Source organism: Mesorhizobium sp. LNHC221B00 (genome assembly GCF_000502935.1).
In the GTDB taxonomy this organism is placed as follows: Bacteria; Pseudomonadota; Alphaproteobacteria; order Rhizobiales; family Rhizobiaceae; genus Mesorhizobium; species Mesorhizobium opportunistum.
Genome location: NZ_AYWR01000004.1, coordinates 282,413 through 305,274, shown reverse-complemented (window position 1 = coordinate 305,274; position 22,862 = coordinate 282,413). Strand labels below are relative to the sequence as shown.

Here is a 22,862-nt window from a genome sequence, read left to right as displayed (position 1 = left end):
TATATGCTGCACTGCAACATAGACCTGCCGTGACCCTGCCGCTCCGATTCCCGGATCGGATGGGTCGGGCACCGAGGTGACAGGAACGCCATGACGAAGAACGGCAAGGCGGAGGAAAAGAAGAAGATCAACATCGCCCTTCAGGGAGGCGGCTCGCATGGCGCGTTTTCCTGGGGCGTGCTCGACCAGCTGCTGGAGGACGGACGGCTGGAGATTTCGGCGGTGTCCGGCACCAGCGCCGGGGCCATGAACGCGGTGGCACTGGCAGATGGATTTGTGCGCGGCGGGGTCGACGGCGCGCGACAAAAGCTCGATGATTTCTGGCATGCGGTGGCGGCAAAGGGCCGGTTCAGTCCGGTGCAGCGCATGCCATGGGACGTCGCTTGGGGCAATTGGTCGATCGAGAACTCGCCGGGCTATGTCTTCTTCGACACCATGTCGCGGGTGTTCTCGCCCTATGTCGCCAACCCGCTTGGCCTCAATCCGCTGCGCGACGTGGTTCAGCAGGAGATCGATTTCAAGAATGTCCACGCCTGCAAATCGATGGAACTGTTCATCTCCGCCACCAATGTCGAGACCGGACAACTGCGGGTGTTCTCCGATGGCGAGATCGATCTCGACACGGTGATGGCCTCGGCCTGCCTGCCGCAACTGTTCCGCGCCGTCGAGATCAAGGGGGTGCCCTATTGGGACGGCGGCTATGGCGGCAACCCGGCGCTCTATCCGTTCTTCAAGACGGCGGCGACCGAGGATGTGCTCCTGGTGCAGATCAATCCGGTGGTGCGGGAGGGAACGCCCAGGAGCGCCAACGAGATCCAGAACCGCATCGACGAGATCACCTTCAACGCCGGGCTGCTGCGCGAATTCCGCTCGATCGCCTTCGTCAAGGAACTGATCGCCGCCGGCCGCCTGCCGCATGGCGAATACCGCGACATCCGCATGCATCGCATCGATGCCGACGAGGCGTTCAAGGATCTGTCGGCGTCATCGAAGGTCAATGCCGAATGGGCATTCCTGACCTATCTGCGCGATCTCGGCCGCACCGCCGCCAGCGACTGGCTGGAGGAAAATTACGACGCCGTCGGCAAACGGGCGACACTCGATCTTTCCGGCGAACTCGATGACGGTTTCAAGCCCGTGCGGGGTCCCGCACCCGGCCGGCGGGTGAAGGAATTCCTGGCGGCGCGCAAGAACCCGGAGGCGGAGCGCCGTCGGGCCTGAGCCCGTCGTTTCCGAAGAGCGATAGCCGATCTGCATTAGCGAGGGATTTCGGTATCCATGAATGTCGGGCAGGCCGACAACCAGTGCGTGTGAATAGCGCATCATCATGCTGACGCCTGCTGCCACCGACCTTCCGGCAATGCCGTGCGCTGTCGCGCGATATTGCCGGAAACCGGCGAGCGGAACGGTTGGCACCGTCGTTGCGCGTCGCATGGACAATGACCGGCGTTGCCGCACCCAAAGGGCATTCGGGGATGCGTCATGAATGGCAGATCCGGCGCCCCTCCGGTGTTGGACGCACAGGCGCTTTCGACGCCAAGCTCGATGCCGACGGACTGGTTTTTGGCAATCTAGACCGGAATGACAGTCCCGGCCATTTCATTATTAATTCCAATGCATTGCTTAGATTTTCCGGTCTCGGGTGTCAGTTGCCTGCCGACAGCCGAAATGATTTGTTCATTCATGAAAATCAGCGTCCGGATCAACGATCCGGCGCGCGACGGCAGCTATGTTTTCGAGAACGCCACGCTGCCCGTCGGCAATGCCAAGCCAGTCGTCCCGGCTGGTCGTGAGGGCAGATCGTGAGCCGGCAGCAGGCGCTCCTCAGGGGCTGGCCAGGACGTCACGGACCGTTTCGCGGCTGCCACACTCTGTCCGGTTCCGCAATGCCGTTGCAACTTTCCGACTATATTGCGGTGCAACTTTGATGTAAAAGCCCGCTCGCCGATCACGGCAATTTGAACACGGTCAGGCGCGCACCCATATCGGCGACGCGCCCGCGTCATGAGGGCGCGGTGCTGGCCGAACCCGCAGTGGAAAAAACGACGATGCCGAGAATCAGGTTTCACAAGCTTGCAGCCATTGTTGTGCTTATTGGTTTCGCGGCCTGGATGGCGACAGGCGAATTCTCGTCGGTGGGCAGCGCCGCTGTTGACCACCAAAAGGCGGGCGAGCCCGCCAAGGGGCAGGACGCTGGCAAACCGAAGGCTGAAGCCGAGCCGAAGGCGCCGTTGCGCACCGTCGCGGTGGTGACGCCGCCGCGCAAGACCTATGCGCGCGCCATCCGCGTTTCCGGGCTGACCGAGGCCGACAAGCGCGCGGTGCTGGCAACCCGCGTCGCCGGCGTCATCGACAAGCTGCCGGTCAAGCAAGGCGATCACGTCAAGACCGGCGACCTGGTGCTGATGCTGGCCGCCGAAGAAAAGATCTCGATGGTCGACAACGCCAAGCAACTCGTTGTTCAGCGTAAGGCCGAGCTCGATGCGGCGGAGCGGCTCGCCAAGACCGGCAATCTGCCCAAGCTGCAGCTCGACACCGCTCGCTCCAATCTGACCCAGGCACAATCGCAGCTGGATACCGCGCAGGCCGAACTGGACCGTAACGAAGTCAAGGCGCCGTTCGACGGCGTCATCGACCGGGTGCCGGTGGAACTTGGCAGTTCCGTCATGCAGGGCGGCGAGGTGGCGACCATCCTCAAGCTCGATCCGGTGATTGCCCGCGGTGAGATCAGCGAGCGCGACCTGGGCTATCTGAAGCTCGGCGACAAGGCCAATGTGCGGCTGGTCAGCGGTCAGACCGTGGAAGGCACCGTGCGCTATATCAGCCGCGACGCGTCGTCGGCGACCCGCACCTTCCGCGTCGAGGTGGCGATCCCCAATGCCGACGGCTCCGTGCCGGCCGGCATGACGGCGGAAATCCAGCTCAGCGCGCTGCCCACCGACGCGGTGCTTTTGCCGCGTTCGGTGGTGACGCTCGGCGACAAGGGCGATCTGGGCATCCGCGCCGTCGGCAAGGACAACAAGGTGGCGTTCTTCCCGATCGACCTGGTTGACGACACGCCGACCGGTCTCGTGCTCGGCGGTATCCCGGCCGATGCGCGCATCATCGTCGCCGGCCAGGAATTGGTGAAGGAAGGCGACGAGGTCAAGCCGGTCGAGGCCGACCAGGCGACCATCAACAAATTGATCGGCGAAGCCACCGCCGGGACGCAGTAGCGTAAGGAGCGCCGGCGCCGGACCTTGCCCGGCGACGTTAGTCCGTTCGCCACTCCCGAAGCAACAGCAGGCAGATGTCATGGATATCGTCAGACTCGCAATCAACAATGCCCGCCTGACCATTTCGGTCCTGGTCTTCCTGCTGATTGCAGGCTGGGTCGCCTATCAGTCGACGCCGAAGGAAGCGGAACCCGACGTTCCGATTCCGATGATGTATGTCAGCCTGATCTATCAAGGCATTTCGCCTGAAGATTCCGAGCGCCTTCTGCTGCGGCCGATGGAAAGCAAGCTGAAAAGCCTGAAGGGGCTCAAGGAAATGCGCTCGGCCGCCTTCCAGGGCGGCGGCTACGTGCTGGTCGAGTTCCAGCCGCAGACCAACCTTGCGACGGCGCTGCAGGATACGCGCTCCAAGGTGCAGGACGGCAAGGCCGACCTGCCGCAGGCAGCCGAGGAGCCCGTCGTCACCGAGGTCAATATTTCCGAATTTCCGGTGCTCGTCGTGACCCTGTCGGGCGATCTGCCCGAACGTGTCCTGACCGCCGCTGCGCGCGAATTGCGTGACCGTATCGAGGAAGTGCCCGGCGTTCTCGAAGGGTCGCTGCAGGGCTCGCGCGACGATCTCGTCGAAGTCGTCATCGATCCGATGAAACTGTCTTCCTATGGCTTGCAGCTCGACCAGCTGATCGGCGCCGTCGGCGCTTCCAACAGCCTGGTCGCCGCCGGCAACATCGAAGGCTCCGAAGGCAAATACGCGGTCAAGGTGCCATCGCTGATCGAGACGCCCGAGGATGTTGCGGCCTTGCCGGTGGTCGCCGGTCCCAATGCCGTGGTGCAGGCCAAGGATATCGCGACGATCCGCTCGACCTTCGCCGATGCAGAGACGATCACCCGCCTCAACGGCAAGCCGGCCATCGCCATCGAAGTCAAGAAGCGCATCGGCGCCAATCTGATCGACACGCTCACCAAGGTGAGGGAGGTGTCCGACGGCTTCGTCAAGACGATGCCCGAGGGCATGCACGTCACCTACACGCAGGACAAGTCGGTCTTCGTCAACCAGTTGCTTGGCGACCTGCAGAACCATGTGATGATCGCGGTGATCCTGGTGTTCATCGTCATCCTCTATGCGCTGTCCGGCCGTGCCTCGCTGCTCATCGGCCTGGCCATCCCGTCGTCCTTCCTGATCGGCATCCTGTTGCTGGCCATGATGGGTTACACGATCAACATGATCGTGCTGTTCAGCCTCATCCTGGCCGTCGGCATGCTGGTCGACGATGCCATCATCGTCACCGAATTCGCCGAACGGCGCATGAGCGAGGGCATGCCGAAGCAGGATGCATTCGCGCTGGCCGCCAAGCGCATGGCCGGTCCGGTCATCGCGGCGACGATGACGCGCATTGCCGCCTTCTCGCCGCTCCTGTTCTGGCCCGGCATCATCGGCGATTTCATGAAGTACATGCCGATCACGCTGATCGTCACGCTGTCGGCGTCGATGCTCTACGCGCTGGTCTTCGCGCCGACGCTGGGCGCGATCTTCGCCAAGGCGCCGCAGCATCACGAGGATGACAATCGCGACGGCTGGTACATGGCCGTCGTCAAGCAAGCGGTGCGCTTCCCCATCACCGTGATGGTGCTCACCGTCGTCCTGCTGGCCGGCATCTTCGTCGGCTATTCGAAATACGGCGCAGGCGTCGAGTTCTTCCCGAGCGTCGAGCCCGACTACGGCCTGCTCTATGTGCACGCCCGTGGCAACCTTTCGCTGGCCGAAATGGACACCGCGACGAAGATCGCGGAAAATCGGATGCTTGGCTGGCCCGGGATCAAATCCGTCTACACCCGCGTCGGCAAGACGCAGGGCGGCGGCCAGGATGTGCCCGAAGACGTGGTCGGCGTCATCCAGTATGAATTCATCGACTGGCGCGAGCGCAAATCGGCGAACCAGATCCTGAACGATCTGCGCGGCGTAATGGCCGGCATTCCGGGCGTCGACGTCGAGGTTCGCGTGCCCGAGGCCGGACCGCCGACTGGCAAGCCGATCCAGATCAGGCTGTCGGCCGTCGATCCCAAGGGGCTCGACGACAAGGCCCGGGCCGTTGCGGCGCGCGTGGCCAAAGTGCCCGGCGTCATCGATATTTCCGATGGCCTGCCGCCACCCGGTGTGGACTGGGCGCTCGAGGTCGACCGCGCCAAGGCGGCGCAATACGGCATCAGTCCGACCGCTGTCGGCACAGTCGTTCAGTTGGTGACCAACGGGCTGAAACTCTCGGAATACCGGCCGGCCGGCGCTGATGATGCCGTCGATATCAGACTGCGCCTGCCCGAAGACCGGCGCACACTGTCGACGCTCGACGAACTTCGTGTGCAGACCTCGCAAGGCTCGGTGCCGATCTCGAACTTCGTCATCCGCAAGCCCGAGCCGACGGTCGGTATCCTCAACCGCATCGACGGCGCGCGTACGGTGGTGGTGCAGGCCAACGTTGCCGCCGGCCAACAGGTCGCGGCTGTCCAGCAGGAGGTCACCAAGGCGGTCGCCGACATGGATCTCGGCAGCGGCATCCGCTGGAAGCTGGCCGGCTCGAATGAGGACAGCGCCGAAGCCAGCGCCTTCCTCAGCAAGGCCTTCGGCGCCGCGATCTTCCTGATCTTCCTGGTGCTCTTGGCGCAGTTCAACAAGTTCACCAGCGTCTGGCTGGTGCTGTCCTGCGTGGTCATGGCGACGATCGGCGTGTTCCTCGGGCTGCTGATAACGGGCGAGACGTTCGGCATCGTCATGTCGGGCATCGGCGTCATCGCTCTGGCCGGCGTGGTGGTGAACAACAACATCGTGCTGATCGACACCTATGACCGGCTGCGCGAAGAGGGCTGGGACAAGATGGAGGCCGTGCTGCAGACCTGCCGCGAGCGCGCGCGCCCGGTGGTGCTGACGGCGGTGTCGGCCATTCTCGGCGTGCTGCCAATCGCCTTTGGTCTTGGCCTGGAAATCTTCCACCACGAGACGACGATCAACGCGCCGTCGACGCAATGGTGGATTTCGCTGTCCTCGGCGATCGTCTTCGGCCTGTCCTTCGCCACGGTGCTGACGCTGGTGGTGACACCCTCGATGCTGATGGTGTTCACCCGCGCCAAGGTCAAGCCCGGCGCCCGGCGCAGCTTGTTCAGCCGGCTGTTCCGGCGCGGCAAGGGCGAGATCTCGTCGGATGCGCCAAAACCGGATGCCGGTTCGGAACCAGCGATCGCCTTCCCGAAAGCCGCCGAATAGGCACGACTTCCCGATTTGAGTGCAAAAGGCCGTCCGGAACAACCGGGCGGCCTTTTGCATTGTCCCTCAGCCTGATGGGTTCAAATGCGGGGAAGTCTCATGCCGATCACCACCATCGTCATTATCATCCTGGTCCTTGTCCTCATCGGCGCGGTGCCGGCATGGCCGCATTCACGCTCCTGGGGTTATGGGCCGTCGGGCATTCTTGGCGTGGTGCTGGTGGTGGTTTTGATACTTGTCCTGATGGGCCGGATCTGAGCTGACGCGCAGCCGTTGGCGGTGCGTTCAGGCGGTCTTGGCCAAAGTTCCGGCCGTCGCGATGCCGATGTCCTCCAGAGCCTCGGCGACAGCTTGGTCAAGCGCCGTATGCGGGATCTCGCCGATGATGCCTTCCAACCGCGTCGAGGCCAACCGGTGCGGCTCGAAGCGCAGATAGGACATCGAGACGATCTCACGCCACATCGCCACGAACGGGCTGCCGGCGCGCAGCACCCACCAAGGCATCGAGGTCATCTTGAGCGGGTGGCCAACAGCCTTCGAGGCCGCCGCCTTGATCTCCAGGTCGGTGACCGCGTGGCCGGGAAAGTTCAGCGCCTCGTAGGAGCCGAGCTTGTCGAGATTCTTGACCAGCGCGACGAAGCCCACGGCGAAGTCAGGCAGATAGGCCCATTCATGCACCAGATCGGCCGGGCCGGGCGCGGTGTAGATGCCCTTGGCGATCTTGGCGGCGACGATCAGGTCGAACCACGAGCCGCTGCCAGTGCCACCGAAGAAGTCGCCGGCCCGCAGAACAATGGTGCGCACGCGGCCGGCGTCGGCCTCGCTGCGAAAAAGCGCCTCCATGGCGCAGCGGATGCGGCCTTTTTCCGTCGTCGGGTGGAAGGGCGTGTCCTCGGTGATCACCGCCGGCATCGGCGAGCCGTAGTTGTAGACGGTGCCGGGGAAGAGATGCAGCGCGCCGTTGGCATGGCAGGCGCCCATGACGTTCTCGGCCATCGGCAGGCACTTGCCCCAGTCGGTGTAGATCGGGTTGAGGCCGTTGAAGATGATGTCGACACCTTGCGTGGCGCGGATGAGGGCCTCGCGGTCAAGCGCGTCGCCGGCAATTGCGGTCGCACCCTTGAGTTCGACCGGCAGCTTGCCGGTGCGGGTGACGGCGCGGACGTCGAAGCCGGCATCAATGAATGCCTTGGCGACGACGCGGCCGAGCCGACCATTGGCGCCGAGAATTGCGATCTTGGTCATTTGAGTTACTCCTGGTTGGTTTGTTGCGGTCGGTATCGTTGTTTGCAGGCCGAATATGATTGCCGCACGGATGAATTGAAATTGACCATGAACGCAGTTCTGTTATTCATTCTTGAATGGTTGATATCGACTGGAACCTGATCAAGAGCTTCGTCACGGTGGCGGAAACCGGCAGCCTGTCGGCCGCGGCGAGAAAGCTGTCGGCAAGCCAGCCGACGCTTGGCCGCCACATCTCGGAATTGGAACAGGCGCTCGGCGTCACGCTGTTCCGGCGCGGGCGAAGCGGCTATGCGCTGACGGAAGCGGGGGCCACGCTGTTCGAGCGTGGCAAGACGGTGAGCGAGCAGGCAAGTGCCTTCTCACGGCTGGCGCTGGGCTCGGTCGAGGCCATCGAAGGCACGGTGCGCATTGCCGCCAGCGAGGTGGTGGCTGCCTATGTGCTGCCGGAGATGATGGGGCGGCTGGGCATCGAGGAGCCCGGCATCGAGGTCGAGATCGTTGCCTCGAACCAGGTCGAGAACCTGCTGCGCCGGGATGCCGACATCGCCATCCGCATGGTCAAGCCGGCGCAGAACGAACTGGTGGCGCGCAAGGTCTGCGATATCAAGCTCTGCGCCTGTGCGGCCATTTCCTATCTCGACAGGCGCGGTCGCCCCCTGGCGCCAGCCGACCTCGTCAATCACGCTCTGATAGGCTTCGACCGCAGCGACGAGATGATCCGAGGCTTTGTGCAGTTTGGCATCCCCGTCACCCGGAACAGTTTCCGCTTCAGGGCCGACAACCAGATGGTCCTGTGGGAGGCTGTGCGGGCAGGAAACGGCATCGGCCTCGGCCAGGAGCCGCTGGCCGAGCGTGACCCGCTGGTGGAGAAGGTGCTGCCCGGCCTGCCACTGCCAGCCTTGCCGGTCTGGCTGGCCATGCATCGCGACGTGCGCAGCAGCGTGCGCCTCCGCCGCGTGGCGAATTTCCTCCAGGAGGAACTGAAATGCTATTCGGCCGGCGCGGCCGCGAATTCGGCGCGGTGAGCAAGGCCCGCCATCAACAGCACGACAATCAGCAGACCAGACATGGCAATGAAGATCGGGCCGAAGCTGGAATGTTCGGCGACGAAGCCGATCGCCGATGGCGCCACGAGGATGCCGGAGTAGCCCATGGTGGTGACGACACTCATGCCGGTGCCCGACGACATGCCTTCCTGGTTGCCGCCGGCCGAAAAGATGATCGGCACCATGTTGGCGATGCCGAAGCCACAAAGGGCAAAGGCCGCGATGGCGAGCCAGGGTGAGGGCGACAGGCCGGCAACCAGCATGCCGGCGGCGGCGACAACTGCGGAGCCACGCAGGGTCGTCACGGCACCGAAACGGTTCCGCACGCCGTCGCCGAAGAAGCGCATGATGGCCATGACGCCGGAAAAGGCGGCATAGGCGAGGCCGGCAATGGCAAGGTCGGCACCGAGTTCCTGCCTGAGGTAAAGTGCTGCCCAGTCGAGCACCGCGCCCTCGGAGACCATCGTCAGCAACGCCATCAGCCCGACCAGATAGACCAGCGGGTTCGCCGGCAGGGCGAACTTGTGATGCTCGGCCGCCTGCGGCTTGCCCTCGGCAATGAGATGGCCGATCGCCAACGCGATCACCACGAAAGCGAGCGCGGTTACCACCCCGGCATGGGCGAGATGGCCATAGTTCTGGATGGCGAAGCCGCCAAGGGCGCCACCGGCGAAACCGCCGAGGCTCCAGAACCCATGCGAGGAAGACATGATCGCACGCGACAATTTTCGCTCCACCACCACGGCATTGGCGTTCATGGCGACATCCATGCCGCCGATCGAGCCGCCGAAGATGAACATGGCGATCGCCGCCAGCGGCACGTTGGGCGCCAGCGCCACGACCAGCAAGCCAAGGCTGCCGCAAAGACCGAACCAGCGCAGCACGGTGCGCGAACCATGTTTCGAGATCAGGTGGCCGCACCAGGTCATGGCCGTGACCGCGCCGGCGCCAAACAGCAGGATCAAAAGGCCGAGCGTGAACTTTGAGATATCCAGCCGGGTCAGGAACACCGGGATCTGCGGCGCCCAACTGCCGGTTAGAAAGCCGTTGGCCAGAAAAATGGCCGCGACGGCCCACCGTCCGCGAATGGCAGTCTGCATGGCGGTTGACGCAATCATACGGCGAATCCGGTCGAGAATTGGACTTTGCGCGGGAAATTAGATCGATTCAATTTGCAGTCAAGCGTCGGTTGCCTGGAAGTGTTTGGACCAAAGACGCAAATAAGGCCGGTATCGTTCGTAGCGGACTTATCCGCGTTGGAGATTAGCGAAAACGCTTCTCTCTTCGTCATCCACGGTCGGAGCAAGGAGCGAAGCGACCCGGCGCAGACCCGAGGATCCATGCCGCGACTTCTGAGCGATGCTACGGTGCAGAACTCGCTCCGGCTGGGCGCGGCGATCATTCTGAACCGCTGTGCTTTTTGGCGACCGTCACGGCATGGATCCTAGGGTCTGCGCCGCGTCGCTTCGCTCCTTGCTTCGCCCTAGGATGACGAAGGCGCGTAGCATTATCGATGAAGAACGTGGATTGCTCTAATGATCCGTGGGCCGCCTTGCCTCGAATTCGGCCTTCTTGGCTTCGGAAGCTTCGGTCTGGTGAAGCGCCTGCCATTGCGCATAGGGCATGCCGTAGACGATCTCGCGCGACTGGTCCTTGTCGAGATCGACGCCTTCGGCGTTTGCCGCCTCGCGATACCAGTTCGACAGGCAGTTGCGGCAGAAGCCGGCGAGGTTCATCAGGTCGATGTTCTGCACGTCGCTGCGTTCCCTGAGATGCTCGACCAGCCGGCGAAAGGCGGCGGCTTCGAAGTCGCGTTTCTGCTCATCGCTGAGTTTGGTCATCGAAACCTCCGTCATAACGGCCCGGTGCGCGAGCCGAACATCTTTACCGCATGTATATCGGGACGGCGGTCGATGGCGTCAACGATCGGCGCCAGGCGTTCGGCCCAGGCGATGGCGCCCTTCTGATCCGATATCAGATCCTGGCGGATTTCGATCAGCGCATGGGCATATCCGTTGACGATGGCATGCTTGAACATGGTGTCGCCGCGCAGCGCGCCGTCATAGGGTTCATTGTCGCCAACCACGAGACCCTCGTCCTCGGCCAGCATGTCGATCAGCGGCCGCGCCACCCGGTCGTCCCGATCCCAGAGGATCCCGACATGCCACGGACGTTGCCTGCCCTGCATGACCGGCGTGAAGGAATGCACGGAGAAAATGAAAGGTGCCTGACCGGACGCTTGCGCAACCGAAGCGATCATGGCGCCGACCGCGTCGTGATAGGGCCGGTAGAAGCGGTCGAGCCGCCTTTCACGCTCCTCAGGCGCGAGCGGATAGTTTCCGGGCACCACCGTGCCGTCGTAGAGCTGGCGGATGAGCGTCGGGTCGTCCTCACCGCGATTGGGATCGATCAGCAGCCGCGAGAAATTGGCGAGCACCGCCGGGACGTCGAGCAAGGCGGCGAGTTCGCGCGTCACCGCTTCGACACCGATATCGTAGGCGATGTGGCGGTCGAACTCCGCCGGGGGCAGGCCGAGGCTGCCATACTCGTCGGGCAGGTCGCGGCGGGCATGATCGGCCAAGAGCACGATGCCTCGCTTGCGATCGCCCTCGACAATGTCGAAAGGCGCGAAAACTGTGGATCGGGTCATTGGCGGGAAATGGTCTGTTCGCTGGCTTCCGGGGAGGGTGCTATCGTCATTCCACGAAGGCGACGCTTGCGCAATGCCGTTGTTTGGCCAAGGTTTCCCGGGAAATCTGGCGGAGGTCGGCGAATTGTGCGCCGGAGCCTTTCTAAATCGATTGGAATTGAACAAAACGGTGCGTTGACATGCGCCCGGACTTTTCCGAAAAGGGGCGCAGAGAGATGCTGATGTGGTTCTTGAGGGGTTTTGGAATGGGTTCCGCCGGCAGGCAGCGCATGCGCTCTGTCTTTGCCATGCCGCTCCTGACCCTGACCGTCGGCATGTCGGCAATGGTCATGGCCTCGCCGGCGCGTGCCGATTTCCGTGTCTGCAACGCCACGCAGAACCTGATCGGAGTTGGCATCGGCTATCGCGCCAAGGCCGGCTGGATCACCGAAGGCTGGTGGCACATCGAAGGATCGAGCTGCAAGACGTTGATCGAAGGGCCGCTGTCATCAAGGTTTTACTATCTTTATGCAGAAGACGCCGAGCGCGGTGGACGCTGGGACGGCCCGATCAACATGTGCGTGGCTGAAAAAGAGTTCAAGATCGCCGGCGTAAACGACTGCGTCGCCCGGGGCTTCCAGCGCGCCGGATTCCAGGAATATGACACGGGCGAACAGGCAAGCTGGATGGTCCAGCTGACCGATGAGCCCGCAACGGGAGGCGCTCCAGCCGCCCCGGGAACAAATAGTCAATGAGACGCAGCCGCAAGGTCAAGATCCTAGCCACCATCGGTCCGGCCTCCTCCTCCGAGGAGATGCTGAAGAAGCTGTTCGAAGCCGGTGCGGATGTCTTCCGCATCAACATGAGCCATACCGATCACGAACTGATGCGCACGCTGGTCGGCCGCATCCGGGCCGTCGAGGAACAGGTCGGCCGGCCGATCGGCATCCTCGCCGACCTGCAAGGGCCGAAGCTGCGCGTCGGCAAGTTCGCCAATGGCAAGGAAGTGCTGACGCTGGGCCAGACCTTCACGCTCGACGACAATCCAGAGCCGGGTACGTCGGCCAGGGTCTATCTGCCGCATCCGGAAATCCTGAGCTCGGTTGAACCAGGCCACCGCCTTCTGATCGACGACGGCAAGCTCGAACTGAAGGCGGTGAAGAGCAACGGCAAGTCGATCGTCTGCACCGTCGTTGCCGGTACCACGATTTCCGACAAGAAGGGCGTCAGCCTGCCCGATACCGACCTGCCGGTCGGCGCGCTGACCGAAAAGGACCGCAAGGATCTCGACGCGGTGCTCGCCACGGGCGTCGACTGGGTCGCGCTGTCCTTCGTGCAGAGGCCCGAGGATCTGGCCGAGGCGCGCAAGATCGCACGCGGCCGGGCGCTGATCATGGCCAAGATCGAAAAGCCGCAAGCCGTTGCCCGGCTGGCCGAGATCATCGAATTGTCCGACGCGCTGATGGTCGCCCGTGGCGATCTCGGCGTCGAGATGCCGCTCGAGGCCGTGCCCGGTATCCAGAAGCAGATCACGCGCGCCGCGCGCCGCGCCGGCAAGCCGGTGGTGGTGGCCACGCAGATGCTGGAATCGATGATCACCGCGCCTGTGCCGACCCGCGCCGAGGTGTCCGACGTCTCGATCGCCGTGTTCGAGGGCGCCGACGCCATCATGCTGTCGGCCGAATCGGCGGCTGGTGCCTATCCCGTCGAAGCGGTGGCAATGATGAACCGCATCGCCGCCAAGGTCGAAACCGATCCGACCTATGCCGGTATCATCAACGCGCAGCGCTCCGAGCCCGAAGCGACCGGCGCCGACGCCATTTCGCTGGCCGCCCGCGAAATCGCCGAAACGCTGAAACTGTCGGCGATCATCACCTACACCGCATCCGGCACCACCGGCCTGCGCGCTGCCCGCGAACGGCCACAGGTACCGATCATCGCGTTGTCGCCGATTCTCAACACGGCCAGGCGGCTGTCGCTGTTGTGGGGCACGCATTGCGTCGTCTCGCCCGATGCCACCGACCTCGACGACATGGTCAACCGTGCCTGCCGCATCGCGCTCGAAGAGGAATTCGGCAAGCCTGGCGACCGCGTCATCATCACGGCCGGCGTGCCGCTGAGGACGCCCGGATCGACCAACATGCTGCGCATCGCCTATGTCGGATCGGAAACTGCCGGCCGGTAAAGCGGGGCTTCAGCCTGTCGCAATTCTGAGTGCTCGTGCCGCGGCTTCAGCGTGATCCCTGCGCTGAAGAAACCGGTGTGCGCGAGGAATAGGGTCGTGCAGGTACTGATCCGGGCCCAGTATCTTTCGCCGGTTGAGTTCGGCCGTGTCGAGCAGATCGAAATCGACCTTCTCGATCGTGCAATGCCATCCCGCACTGTGCGAGGCCCATCCTTTGCTGTGGTGTACCAGGAGCCGCTCACGGCTGGAGTAGCCGTGGTAGTCGAAAGCGACGATGCCGTTCGTCACATACATATGGTTTCCCGAAAAACCTTCGCCTGGAATGATCCGCTCTGCGTAAAATCCCCCTAGAGGGGGATGCTTGAGGAAGGTGCCGGCGAGAATGGCGCATGCGCCATGACCGAAGAAGATGCGATCCGGCAGTGCCCATCGCTTTTCGGGGTTTCTCTTTATGCCGTGCTTCAGGACGTACATGCCGCTCGGGTCCTGATGGCGCCTTGCGATGACCATTTTCGGGAGACGCGCATCAGGTCGGTGCCAGCTCAGCTTCAGGTTCATTGATGTCGGCGCACTTGCCGGCACCGTATGTATCGCCTGCAATCCGTGCTTCCACCACCTTGGCCATAGCCTCCAGATCGACGGTCTTGCCGGCAACCTTCTCGATGGCGCCGACCACGAGGTCGGAGGCGATCCAGTCGGGCTTGTGGCCGAGATTGCGCACCCAGATCAGTTCAGCGCCCGATATGTCACGCGCCAGGCCGACGGAATGGATATGCGCATAGACGACCTTGTCGCGGTCGCCGGAGATGATCACGGTCGGCGCCGTGATGTCATTGTAGCGCGGTGCCGCGCCGAGCGCATAGCGATAGAGCCCGGCGACGTCGGTGGCGTTGGCGCGAAAGGCCGCCGGCCGCAGCACCAGCGGGATCGAGGCCATGCCGGGATAATTGTCCGGCACCTTGTTGGGCGAGAACACGCAGGTGGTGGCATCGGCCATCTGCAGCGTTCCGGCGGGATAGGCCAGCGTTTCGGAGAACAGCCGGCCGATCACCGGGAGGGTGGTCAGATCGTAGTACCAGGCAGTCGCGCCGCCCGGCCAGGGATGGGTCGCGGGCGCGAGGAAGACGAGGCCGAGCGTCTTGTCGGCGTGTTCGCGGCCAAAGGCGGTGGTTATGGCTCCGCCGAAGGAATGGCCGACGATGATCGCCTTGCGGATGCCGAGATGATCCATGAGTGCGGCCAGCGTTCTTGCCTGAGCCGACGGATCTTCATTGTTGCCGGGTCCGCGCCCCGACCAGCCGTGCCCCGGCCGATCGAAGAACAGCATTTCGGCGCGTCCTTCGAGCGGTGGCCGCAGCGGCAGCATCTGATCCCGGAGATTGGCGCTGGCACCATGCATGAAGACGATCGGCGGCAGGTCCGCATTGGCGGGCGCCGGGACGTGGATATAGTGGATGCGCGCGCCGTTGATGTCGGCGAATTCACCGATCGGCGGATTGCGACGCTCGATCAGCCATGAACCGACGCGGGTGACGCCGACGAAGCCAAAGACAAGCGCCATCAGGAAGGCGAGTGCGGCGGAGATCAGGTTCATGGGGAGATATACGGGAGTGGGAAGGGATAAGTTCTGGAACAGGGAATAGGCAGTAGGCAGTAGGCAGTAGGCAGTAGGCAGTAGGCTGCGTTTCACAGTGCAATCTGCAACCCTACTGCCTTACTCCCTATTCCCTACTGCCTCAAATGCCTTCTCCGGCAAGCTCTTCCGAAAGCGTCGCGACCTGGTCCTGGGCGCTGCGCATCATCGGGTAGATGACCAGCACCTTCTGCCAGGCCTCGAGCGCTGACTGCTTGTGGCCGGTCAGCGCCATGATCTGCGCCAGACCGGACAGCGCGCCGAAATGGCGCGGCTCGAGCTGCAGCGCGCGATCGATGTCGGACATCGACTTGCCGTAGTTCTTCATCATGAAATGCACCGTGGCGCGCCGGTTCCAGCCTTCGGCGTAGCTCGGCTGCAAGGTCACCACCTGATCGAGGAAATCGAGCGCGACGTCGAACTTCTGGTTCTCGATCGCCTTTTGCGACCACTGCATCATCAGGTCGATCGAGGCGCTGCCTGACTGGGACCATTCGTTCCAGATGTTGCCGGCGATGCGTTCGGCCGCCTTTTCGTTGCGCTCGCGCTTCAGGTCGGTGAACAGCTTGTCGAGCCGGTCCTGCTTCGTCATCGGCGCGGCCGGTGCATTCGGGGCTGCCGGCGGAGCCGCCTCGTCATCCGCCAAGGCCGGCAGGGCGCCCGAAACGAGCAAAGCTGTCAAGAATGCAAAAAGAATCCGCATCGCCCGATCCTAGTCCCGGGCGGCGGAACATCAAAGTGATTTTAGCGTGAGAGGCCGGCAGGCCGACAAGCATCAATTGGCGGAGGCAAAGCCTCCGGCCGAAAACTCAGCCCTGGCGCGCCTTGTAGCGGGGGGCGGTCTTGTTGATGATGTAGACGCGGCCTTTGCGGCGAACCAGCTGGTTGTCGCGGTGACGCGCCTTCAACGCCTTGAGCGAATTCTTGATCTTCATGGTCTTGCCTGTCGGTGTGGACCCGGTCCCGGGTCGAAATTTTAAGGCGCGCCAGAAGACGCGCCTTTGAACTGTGGGTGGCTCATAAACGAGGAGGCTTGTCCGTGTCAACCGCAAGCGTGCTCCACTCCGCCTTATCATCAAATATACGCCATATCGGCCTTGCGGCATTGCATGGTCGTGGCCCGGCTGGAATGATCCGCCAGCCGTGACGTGATTTGGGGGATGACCATGCGCCGAATTTTCCTGTCCGCCTGCCTTGTCCTGCTGGCCGAAACCTCGATTGTCCGGGCGCAGGAATGCGACCGCTCGGACGACAGTCAGCAAATGATGAACATCTGTGCCGGCGAGGATTACCAGGCCGCCGACGCTAGGCTCAATGCGGCCTACCAGGACCTGATCAGCTCGGACGATGCCGACGGCAAGAGATTGCTGCAGGCGGCACAGCGTGCCTGGATCGCCTTCCGCGACGCCGAGTGCGCGCATTCCACGGCCGCCAGCGCAGGCGGTTCCATTCACGCGATGGCGGTTTCGCAATGCCTCACCAGGCTGACCGATGATCGCACTAGGCAACTCGCCGCCGCGGCCAATTGCGAGGAAGGCGATGTCAGTTGCGCCAGCCCCGATGAGGACAGCGACGAGGTGCAATAGGCCCGTTTCGAAGTTAAGTACGGCGGCCGATGCGGGTGAAATGGCCCATCTTGCGACCGAGCCGCGCCTCGGCCTTGCCGTAGAGATGCAGCATCAGGTCGGGCTCGGCGAGCAGTTCGGGGACACGCAGCACGTCATCGCCGATCAGGTTCTCCATCACGCAATCGGAATGACGCCTCGGGTCTCCCGGCGGCAGGCCGGCGACGGCGCGGATGTGCTGCTCGAACTGCGAGACGGTGCAGGCGGCTTCGGTCCAATGGCCGGAATTGTGGACGCGCGGGGCGATCTCGTTGGCCAGCAGCGAGCCATCGGCCAGCACGAAGAACTCGACGCCGATGACGCCGACATAGTCGAGCGCCGACAGGATCTTTGCCGCCGCCGCTCGTGCCGCCTGCGCTGTTTCAGGCCTGATGGCGGCCGGCAAGGTCGAGGTGTGGAGGATGCCGTTGCGGTGGACGTTTTCGGCCGGATCGTACGCGGCGACCGCGCCGTCCAGGCCACGCGCCGCGATCACCGATATCTCGCGTTCGAACGGCACGAAGCTTTCCAGGATCAGCGGGACATTGCCCATCGCCTCGCAGGTGCCGGCAAAACCGCCGGTTTCCATGTTGCGGAAGACGCGCTGGCCCTTGCCGTCATAGCCCATGCGCCGCGTCTTCAGGATGCCGCTGCCGCCGAATGCTTTCAGCGCCGCTGTCAGTCCGTCGTCAGTGTCGACGGGGCGGAAATCGGCTGTGGCAATGCCGATGCCGTTGAGGAACGTCTTCTCGCCCACCCGATCCTGCGCCACTTCGAGGGCGCGTGGCGGCGGGTAGACCGGCACCTTGGCGGCGAGCGCGCCTGCGGCGGCAACCGGAACGTTCTCGAACTCGTAGGTGACGACGGCACTTGCCGCTGCCAGTTCGGCAAGGGCCGCCGGGTCGTCATAGGCGGCCGTTATCTGCTGGTTGGCGACTTGCGCGGCCGGACAATCCGCTTGCGGCTCCAGCACGATGGTGCGGTAGCCGAGGCGGGCGGCTGACATCGCCAGCATGCGGCCGAGCTGGCCGCCGCCAATGATGCCGATGGTCGATCCGGCGGGCAGGCTCACGGCGTGTCCGTCGGCTCGGTCGCGAGCTTGGCGGTCTGCGAGGCGCGCCAGGCATCGAGCCGCTGGGCGAGCTTGTCGTCGTTCAGCGCCAGCACGGCAGCGGCCAGCAGGGCGGCGTTGGCCGCACCAGCCTTGCCGATGGCCAGCGTCCCGACCGGAATGCCGGCGGGCATCTGGACGATGGAGAGCAGCGAATCCTGTCCAGACAGCGCCTTCGATTCCACCGGCACGCCGAATACCGGCAGCGGCGTCATCGCCGCCGTCATGCCCGGCAGATGAGCGGCCCCCCCGGCGCCGGCGATGATCACTTTGTAGCCGGCAGCCTTGGCGCCCTTGGCGAATTCGTAGAGCCGGTCGGGCGTGCGATGCGCGGAGATGATCAGCCGCGTGTGCGGAACGCCCAGCGCGTCCAGCGTTTCGGCGGCTTGGCGCATGGTCGCCCAGTCGGACTGGCTCCCCATGATGATGGCGACGTCGGCGCGTTGATCGTTCAAGCTAATGCTCCCAGCGACAAAGGCGCGCCTTAGCGGAATTCGGGCGCCACGGCAAGGATACGCAGCCGAAGTGGCCGCGTATTGACTCACACCGCAGCCTTGCGGAAGCGGGCGACGAAGTCGTCAAGCTCCGGCCGCTCCATGTCGGAGATCGCCCAGTAGGAGAAGGCGCCATCGCTCCAGTGGACCATCGAGAAGCCGCCCGACGAAAGGTCGTCCGGCTGGGCGGTCTTGCCGCCTTGCTGCGGCTCGGCGACCAGTGTGATCAGGTGCTCGCGGTGCCGGTAGACCAGTGCCGGCACCGGCCGGCCCGATATCACCTCGACCCGGCCGCCGATCAGCGCAAAGCCGTCCTGGGCAAGATCGGGCGCCGGCGGCGAGACGCCGATCCGGGCATCGAGCCAGGGCTTGACCGTATGGCGGTCGGACGAGACGATGTCGATCGGGCTTGCGGCCAACAGGCTGCGGCGATGGCCGCTGGCGACCGCGGCGGCAAAGCCATCTTCCGCGCCACTGAACATCACCCATTGCGTCGCCCCGCTGGCCAGCACCGCGCTGATCATGATCGACGCGGCCATGGCGCGCCAATCGAACGAGCCGAAGCGGTGCGCCCTTGGTGATGGCCGCGCCTGGGAAGGCCGTGTCCCGGCTTCCCGGCGCTGGCCGCCACCGGCACCTGCGATCAATCCCGGCAGCGCCGACGGCACGTCCCGTTGCGGCTCCGTCGCCCCGGCCTGCTCCTGTTGTTCGGTGCCGGCCATGCCGATCGCCGCGATGCGGGCTCGAAAGGCATTGCTGACATCGGGGCGCGGCAAGCGGCTCACCGCTCCCCGCAAGGCCATGATACGGGCATGCTCGGCGGCAAGCCGCGGGTCGGCGGCGATGCGCCGCTCCACGGCAAGTGCGGCGGCCGCATCGAGCTCACCATCGGCAAGGGCATGAATCATCAGTCTGATACCTTCGGGATCATTGGGCAGTCCGTCGTCGTGTGTCATGACGCTCTCCCCAGTTCAGACGCCAGCAGGCCGCGAGCACGGGCCAGCCTGGACATCACCGTACCGATCGGCACGGCAAGCATAGCCGCTATCTCGCGATAGCTCAGGCCATTGATGTCGCGCAGCACCAGCGTTTCGCGAAACGGCTGCGGCAAGGCGGCGATCGCCGCCTCGAGTGCCTCTGTATCGGCCCTGGCGATCAGGCTTGCCTCCGGGCCATCCTCGTCCGGCAGGCTGGTGCCGTGCGCGGCGGCCATGTCGTCGAGATCGCCGAGGTCGCCGACGGCCGTCATGCCGCGCGGCCGGTTGCGCGCCATCCAGGTGTAGGAGGTGTTGCGCACGATGGTCAGCAGCCAGGCGCGGGAATTGCCGCCGGCATAGCCTGCGATCCCGGCATGCGCCTTGATGCAGGCGTCCTGCACGACGTCCTCGGCATCGGCGGCATTGCCGGTCAGCCAGCGGGCAAGTGCCAGCGCGTCGCCGAGATGCGGCAGAACCACCTCTTTGAAGCGTTCCGCCAGCGCCCTCTCGCTCAAAGCAGCACCATGATCCGATACTCCGGACAAGACCGGGCGTGCCGCCTCAGGACGCGACAGCGAGTTTGCCTTGCTCGCAGGGGTAAAACCCCTGGGAACAGGCAAGGTCGCCTGCCTTGCTGGAAGTGAATTCATCTGCGTCACCGGTGTCAAGAACCACAGAGGAGGGATCGATGGCGATCATGCGCTCCAGCACATGGCGACGGCTGACGCCGCGACCATGTTCGCCGGGCTCGCGATGATAGGGCATGCCGACCTCCTCAACGCCAGCAGTGGCGTATGACAAGGAGACTTGTTGCGGCTGGGGTTTATTCCCGCAGCGCGCAAATCAGGCTGTTCACAGTCGCGTGATCAGCCTGATTTAGCCAGTCGATGCTGGTTCCGCGTTCAATCCGGCCAGCGCAAGACGCCCGACGAATCCTTGCGGGCGGCTTTCATCGCATCGGCAGGCCGGTCCTTCGCGGTTAGTACAGCGCGCAGCCGTTCGGCGACGATCTCGGCCTCGCCGGGGTGAAGGTTGCAGGGGTCGAGGAAGAAATGGCCGCGCTCGACCTCGTGGTTGCGCACGATGATCGGCGGCGATCCTGCCGCGAGCGCCGAGGCGAGGCCGGCGGCACTGAACCGGCTCTCCGGCGAGACGAAGATCTGCAGCCGGTCGAGCGGATTGGCGGTCGGATCGGGGATGATGTTGGCAAAGATGCCCGGCAGTCCCTGCAAAGCGTCCAACCAGAGGTTGAGCGCAGCCTCCTCGCGACGGCGGATGCCGGCGTGGTCGCGCTTCTCCCAGGCTTCCAGCGCCGCCATGGTGCCGGCGATGCTCTCCTTGCCGACCTTCATGGCGCGCGCGACGCCTCGGTTCTGCAGATAGGCGGAGCGTACCAGATCCTTGCGTCCGGTGACGATGCCGCTGGTCGGGCCTGAGAGGAATTTGTGGCCGCTGTAGATAACGATGTCGGCGCCGCGCGCGAGGAAGCCGCGCAGGTCATATTCGGACGCGGCATCGACAATCACCGGCACGCCCTTGGCGTGGCAGATCTCGCAGAACTCCTCCAGCGACAGCATGCCGTATTGAACCGTGTGGTGGGCGACGACGTAGAGGCCGGCGGCCGTGCGCTCGTTGACCGCTTCGCGCACGTGATAGTCCTGCGTGACGCTGACGGTGCCGGCGGGGATCACTTTGGCGCCGGCGACGCGGACCGACTGGTCGATCGGCGCGCCGTAATTGACGATGTGGCCAAGCTGGATGACGACCTCCGACTTGAGGTCGCCCGTGTCGTCAGGCAGGCGCTCGATGGCGAGAAGGCTGGTTCCGGTCATCGCCCCGGCGATCGCCATGGTGATGCCGCTGGCGCAGCAGGCGGTGATGAAGCCGGCCTCGCCGCCGGTGAGGCGCGCGACCACCGTGCTCGCGGCGCGCTGCAGATCGTCCATCTCCACCCATTGCGAGGCCATTTCGGCCATGGCGCTGATCGCTTCGGGAACGATGATCGATGCGCCCAGCGCGGTCATTGTGCCGGAGACATTGATGATCGGCCGCAATCCCAGCCTTTCGCGGATCGTGGTGTTGGAGCCGGTGTCGGAATAGGTTTTCATGTCAGCAGGTCCCGTGAGTGACAAATCAGGCTGCGGCGATCTCGACGACCGCCTCGATTTCGACAGTGATGTTTCCAGGCAGCGAGCCGACGCCGATCGCCGAGCGCGCATGGCCGCCGATCTTGTCGAAGACATCGGCGAACAGGTCCGAGCAGCCGTTGACCACCTTCGGATGGTCGCTGAAGGTCGGCGTCGCATTGACGAAGCCGAGCAGCTTGACGACGCGCACGATGCGGCCGAGATCGCCGGCGGCGGCATGCATGACGGCGAGCAGATTGAGCCCGGTGAGGCGGGCATGCTCATACGCCTGCTCGACCGTGACGTCCTCGCCGACCTTGCCGGTGCAAAGCGTGCCGTCGGCGCGCAGCGGTCCCTGGCCGGAGAGGAAGATCAGCCGGCCGCTCTCTGCATGGGTGACGAAGTTGGCGATGGGCGTCGGCGGCTCGGGCAGCTTCAGGCCGAGTTCGGCGAGCCGGATGTAAGGCGTCATGGAAGAAGGCTCCCTTGGATGGCTTCAGCCATCCGATATTCAAAAAATGGGCGGTGTCGGCCGTCCGATGTCAGAAATGCGAGGCGCGGAAGCGCGCCAGGAAGGTGCGGAGACGCTCATTGGCTGTGTCCGCCGCGAGGATTTCCTTGGGCGGACCAACAGCGCCGACGCCACCATCGGCCATGAAGACGATGCGGCTCGATGCGTCGCGGGCAAAGGCCATTTCATGCGTCACCATCAACATGGTCATGCCGTCCTCGGCGAGGCTGCGCACCACGGCCAGCACCTCGCCGACCAGTTCGGGGTCGAGCGCGGAGGTGATCTCGTCAAGCAGCAGGATTTTGGGCTCCATGGCCACGGCGCGCGCGATGCCGACGCGCTGCTGCTGGCCGCCGGAGAGTTCGGCCGGCAGGCTGTCGGCCTTGTGGGCCAAACCAACGCGGCCGAGCCAGTGTTCGGCCGCCTGGCGCGCCTCGGCCTCGCTCTTTCCCCGCACCTTGGTGAGCCCGAGCATGATGTTGCCGGCCGCTGTCAAATGCGGAAACAGGTTGAAGCTCTGGAATACCATGCCGGTCTCGGCGCGCATACTGGCCAAGTCGCGCTCGCTGCGGCGCTGGCGCGTTGCGGCCTCGCGGTAGCCGACCTCCTTGCCGTCGATGCGGATCGAGCCGCTGTCGTAGCTCTCCAGGAAATTGACGCAGCGCAGCAGCGTGGTCTTGCCGCTGCCGGAGGGGCCGATGACGGTGACCACCTCGCCACGCTTGACCTCAAGGCTGACGGAACGCAGCACCTCGACGGCGCCGAAGGCCTTGGAGACATCGCGCACGTCGAGCAGCGCGGGACTGACAGTTGAGGCTTCGGACATCGTG

The 22,862-nt window shown here is 64.2% G+C and carries 25 protein-coding genes; 9 read left to right on the top strand and 16 right to left on the bottom strand.

The genetic code is table 11. The features are described 5' to 3' along the window. The first annotated feature begins 90 nt into the window (after positions 1-90). The 5 genes from X741_RS158560 to X741_RS1000000168075 all read left to right on the top strand — a co-directional run bounded on the left by X741_RS158560 (position 91) and on the right by X741_RS1000000168075 (position 6,729). Positions 91-1,221 (top strand): patatin-like phospholipase family protein, encoded by a 1,131-nt coding sequence (locus X741_RS158560; RefSeq protein WP_023763675.1) that lies wholly within the window; start codon positions 91-93, stop codon positions 1,219-1,221. A gap of 462 nt (positions 1,222-1,683) precedes the next feature. Beyond that, complete coding sequence (locus tag X741_RS1000000171435) at positions 1,684-1,806, top strand: hypothetical protein (RefSeq protein ID WP_023776969.1); 123 nt, start codon at positions 1,684-1,686, stop codon at positions 1,804-1,806. A gap of 242 nt (positions 1,807-2,048) precedes the next feature. After that, positions 2,049-3,215, top strand: coding sequence for an efflux RND transporter periplasmic adaptor subunit (locus X741_RS158565; RefSeq protein ID WP_023776968.1), 1,167 nt, complete (start codon positions 2,049-2,051; stop codon positions 3,213-3,215). 79 nt (positions 3,216-3,294) lie between these two features. Continuing rightward, positions 3,295-6,471, top strand: a complete 3,177-nt coding sequence (locus tag X741_RS158570; RefSeq protein WP_023776967.1) for an efflux RND transporter permease subunit — start codon at positions 3,295-3,297, stop codon at positions 6,469-6,471. A 99-nt stretch (positions 6,472-6,570) separates the two neighbouring features. Continuing rightward, positions 6,571-6,729 carry a DUF3309 family protein gene (locus X741_RS1000000168075; RefSeq protein WP_023763678.1) on the top strand — a complete coding sequence of 53 codons (159 nt, stop codon included), beginning with the start codon at positions 6,571-6,573 and terminating at the stop codon, positions 6,727-6,729. Positions 6,730-6,756: 27 nt separating this feature from the next. Here the strand turns inward: X741_RS1000000168075 and X741_RS158575 are convergent, their stop codons facing one another. Beyond that, entirely contained in the window at positions 6,757-7,716 is a 960-nt protein-coding gene (locus X741_RS158575) for an SDR family oxidoreductase (protein WP_023776966.1), read from the bottom strand. A 116-nt stretch (positions 7,717-7,832) separates the two neighbouring features. Between X741_RS158575 and X741_RS158580 the strand changes: the two genes are divergently transcribed. After that, positions 7,833-8,741 (top strand): LysR family transcriptional regulator, encoded by a 909-nt coding sequence (locus X741_RS158580; protein WP_023776965.1) that lies wholly within the window; start codon positions 7,833-7,835, stop codon positions 8,739-8,741. On the opposite strand, the gene X741_RS158585 is transcribed toward X741_RS158580, so the two are convergent. The 3 genes from X741_RS158585 to X741_RS158595 form a co-directional block, all read right to left on the bottom strand. Further along, positions 8,705-9,880 (bottom strand): MFS transporter, encoded by a 1,176-nt coding sequence (locus X741_RS158585; RefSeq protein WP_023776964.1) that lies wholly within the window; start codon positions 9,878-9,880, stop codon positions 8,705-8,707. The genes X741_RS158580 and X741_RS158585 overlap by 37 nt on opposite strands. 414 nt (positions 9,881-10,294) lie before the next feature. Then, the gene (locus X741_RS158590; protein ID WP_013892578.1) at positions 10,295-10,603 is read right to left on the bottom strand and encodes a DUF1244 domain-containing protein; all 309 of its coding nucleotides are present in this window, start codon (positions 10,601-10,603) and stop codon (positions 10,295-10,297) included. A gap of 11 nt (positions 10,604-10,614) precedes the next feature. Continuing rightward, positions 10,615-11,412 carry an N-formylglutamate amidohydrolase gene (locus tag X741_RS158595; RefSeq protein WP_023776963.1) on the bottom strand — a complete coding sequence of 266 codons (798 nt, stop codon included), beginning with the start codon at positions 11,410-11,412 and terminating at the stop codon, positions 10,615-10,617. 269 nt (positions 11,413-11,681) lie between these two features. On the opposite strand from X741_RS158595, the gene X741_RS158600 reads away from it, so the two are divergent. Then, on the top strand, positions 11,682-12,146 hold the full coding sequence (locus tag X741_RS158600; RefSeq protein WP_245272669.1) for a DUF1036 domain-containing protein: 465 nt from the start codon (positions 11,682-11,684) through the stop codon (positions 12,144-12,146). Then, positions 12,143-13,576 (top strand): pyruvate kinase, encoded by a 1,434-nt coding sequence (gene pyk / locus X741_RS158605; protein WP_013892581.1) that lies wholly within the window; start codon positions 12,143-12,145, stop codon positions 13,574-13,576. Before X741_RS158600 ends, pyk begins: the two co-directional genes overlap by 4 nt. Before the next feature lie 9 nt (positions 13,577-13,585). On the opposite strand, the gene X741_RS158610 is transcribed toward pyk, so the two are convergent. The 4 genes from X741_RS158610 to ykgO all read right to left on the bottom strand — a co-directional run bounded on the left by X741_RS158610 (position 13,586) and on the right by ykgO (position 16,144). Continuing rightward, the gene (locus X741_RS158610) at positions 13,586-14,050 is read right to left on the bottom strand and encodes a hypothetical protein (protein ID WP_023776962.1); all 465 of its coding nucleotides are present in this window, start codon (positions 14,048-14,050) and stop codon (positions 13,586-13,588) included. A 52-nt stretch (positions 14,051-14,102) separates the two neighbouring features. Further along, a complete protein-coding gene (locus X741_RS158615; protein WP_023776961.1) occupies positions 14,103-15,170 on the bottom strand; it encodes an alpha/beta hydrolase in 1,068 nt (355 codons plus the stop codon). 142 nt (positions 15,171-15,312) lie between these two features. Next, positions 15,313-15,912: a hypothetical protein gene (locus X741_RS158620; protein WP_023776960.1), complete on the bottom strand. Its 600-nt coding sequence runs from the start codon at positions 15,910-15,912 to the stop codon at positions 15,313-15,315. 106 nt (positions 15,913-16,018) lie between these two features. Continuing rightward, positions 16,019-16,144 carry a type B 50S ribosomal protein L36 gene (gene ykgO / locus X741_RS158625; RefSeq protein ID WP_006327841.1) on the bottom strand — a complete coding sequence of 42 codons (126 nt, stop codon included), beginning with the start codon at positions 16,142-16,144 and terminating at the stop codon, positions 16,019-16,021. Between the two features lie 231 nt (positions 16,145-16,375). On the opposite strand from ykgO, the gene X741_RS158630 reads away from it, so the two are divergent. Continuing rightward, complete coding sequence (locus tag X741_RS158630) at positions 16,376-16,795, top strand: lysozyme inhibitor LprI family protein (protein ID WP_023776959.1); 420 nt, start codon at positions 16,376-16,378, stop codon at positions 16,793-16,795. A 13-nt stretch (positions 16,796-16,808) separates the two neighbouring features. Here X741_RS158630 and X741_RS158635 read toward each other — a convergent pair whose 3' ends face one another. From X741_RS158635 to X741_RS158665, 8 genes are all read right to left on the bottom strand, one after another. Then, the gene (locus tag X741_RS158635; RefSeq protein WP_023776958.1) at positions 16,809-17,885 is read right to left on the bottom strand and encodes a 5-(carboxyamino)imidazole ribonucleotide synthase; all 1,077 of its coding nucleotides are present in this window, start codon (positions 17,883-17,885) and stop codon (positions 16,809-16,811) included. Next, entirely contained in the window at positions 17,882-18,379 is a 498-nt protein-coding gene (gene purE / locus X741_RS158640) for a 5-(carboxyamino)imidazole ribonucleotide mutase (protein ID WP_023776957.1), read from the bottom strand. The genes X741_RS158635 and purE overlap by 4 nt, the downstream gene beginning before the upstream one ends. A gap of 86 nt (positions 18,380-18,465) precedes the next feature. Continuing rightward, positions 18,466-19,374 carry an anti-sigma factor gene (locus X741_RS158645; protein ID WP_023776956.1) on the bottom strand — a complete coding sequence of 303 codons (909 nt, stop codon included), beginning with the start codon at positions 19,372-19,374 and terminating at the stop codon, positions 18,466-18,468. Further along, positions 19,371-19,910, bottom strand: coding sequence for a sigma-70 family RNA polymerase sigma factor (locus tag X741_RS158650; protein WP_023776955.1), 540 nt, complete (start codon positions 19,908-19,910; stop codon positions 19,371-19,373). The genes X741_RS158645 and X741_RS158650 overlap by 4 nt, the downstream gene beginning before the upstream one ends. Before the next feature lie 46 nt (positions 19,911-19,956). Then, entirely contained in the window at positions 19,957-20,160 is a 204-nt protein-coding gene (locus tag X741_RS0134320; RefSeq protein WP_031249899.1) for a hypothetical protein, read from the bottom strand. A gap of 137 nt (positions 20,161-20,297) precedes the next feature. Further along, entirely contained in the window at positions 20,298-21,503 is a 1,206-nt protein-coding gene (locus tag X741_RS158655) for an aminotransferase class V-fold PLP-dependent enzyme (RefSeq protein ID WP_031249898.1), read from the bottom strand. A 25-nt stretch (positions 21,504-21,528) separates the two neighbouring features. Continuing rightward, positions 21,529-21,993 carry a RidA family protein gene (locus X741_RS158660; protein WP_013892592.1) on the bottom strand — a complete coding sequence of 155 codons (465 nt, stop codon included), beginning with the start codon at positions 21,991-21,993 and terminating at the stop codon, positions 21,529-21,531. Between the two features lie 70 nt (positions 21,994-22,063). Continuing rightward, positions 22,064-22,858: an amino acid ABC transporter ATP-binding protein gene (locus tag X741_RS158665; RefSeq protein WP_023776952.1), complete on the bottom strand. Its 795-nt coding sequence runs from the start codon at positions 22,856-22,858 to the stop codon at positions 22,064-22,066. Between the last annotated feature and the right edge of the window lie 4 nt (positions 22,859-22,862).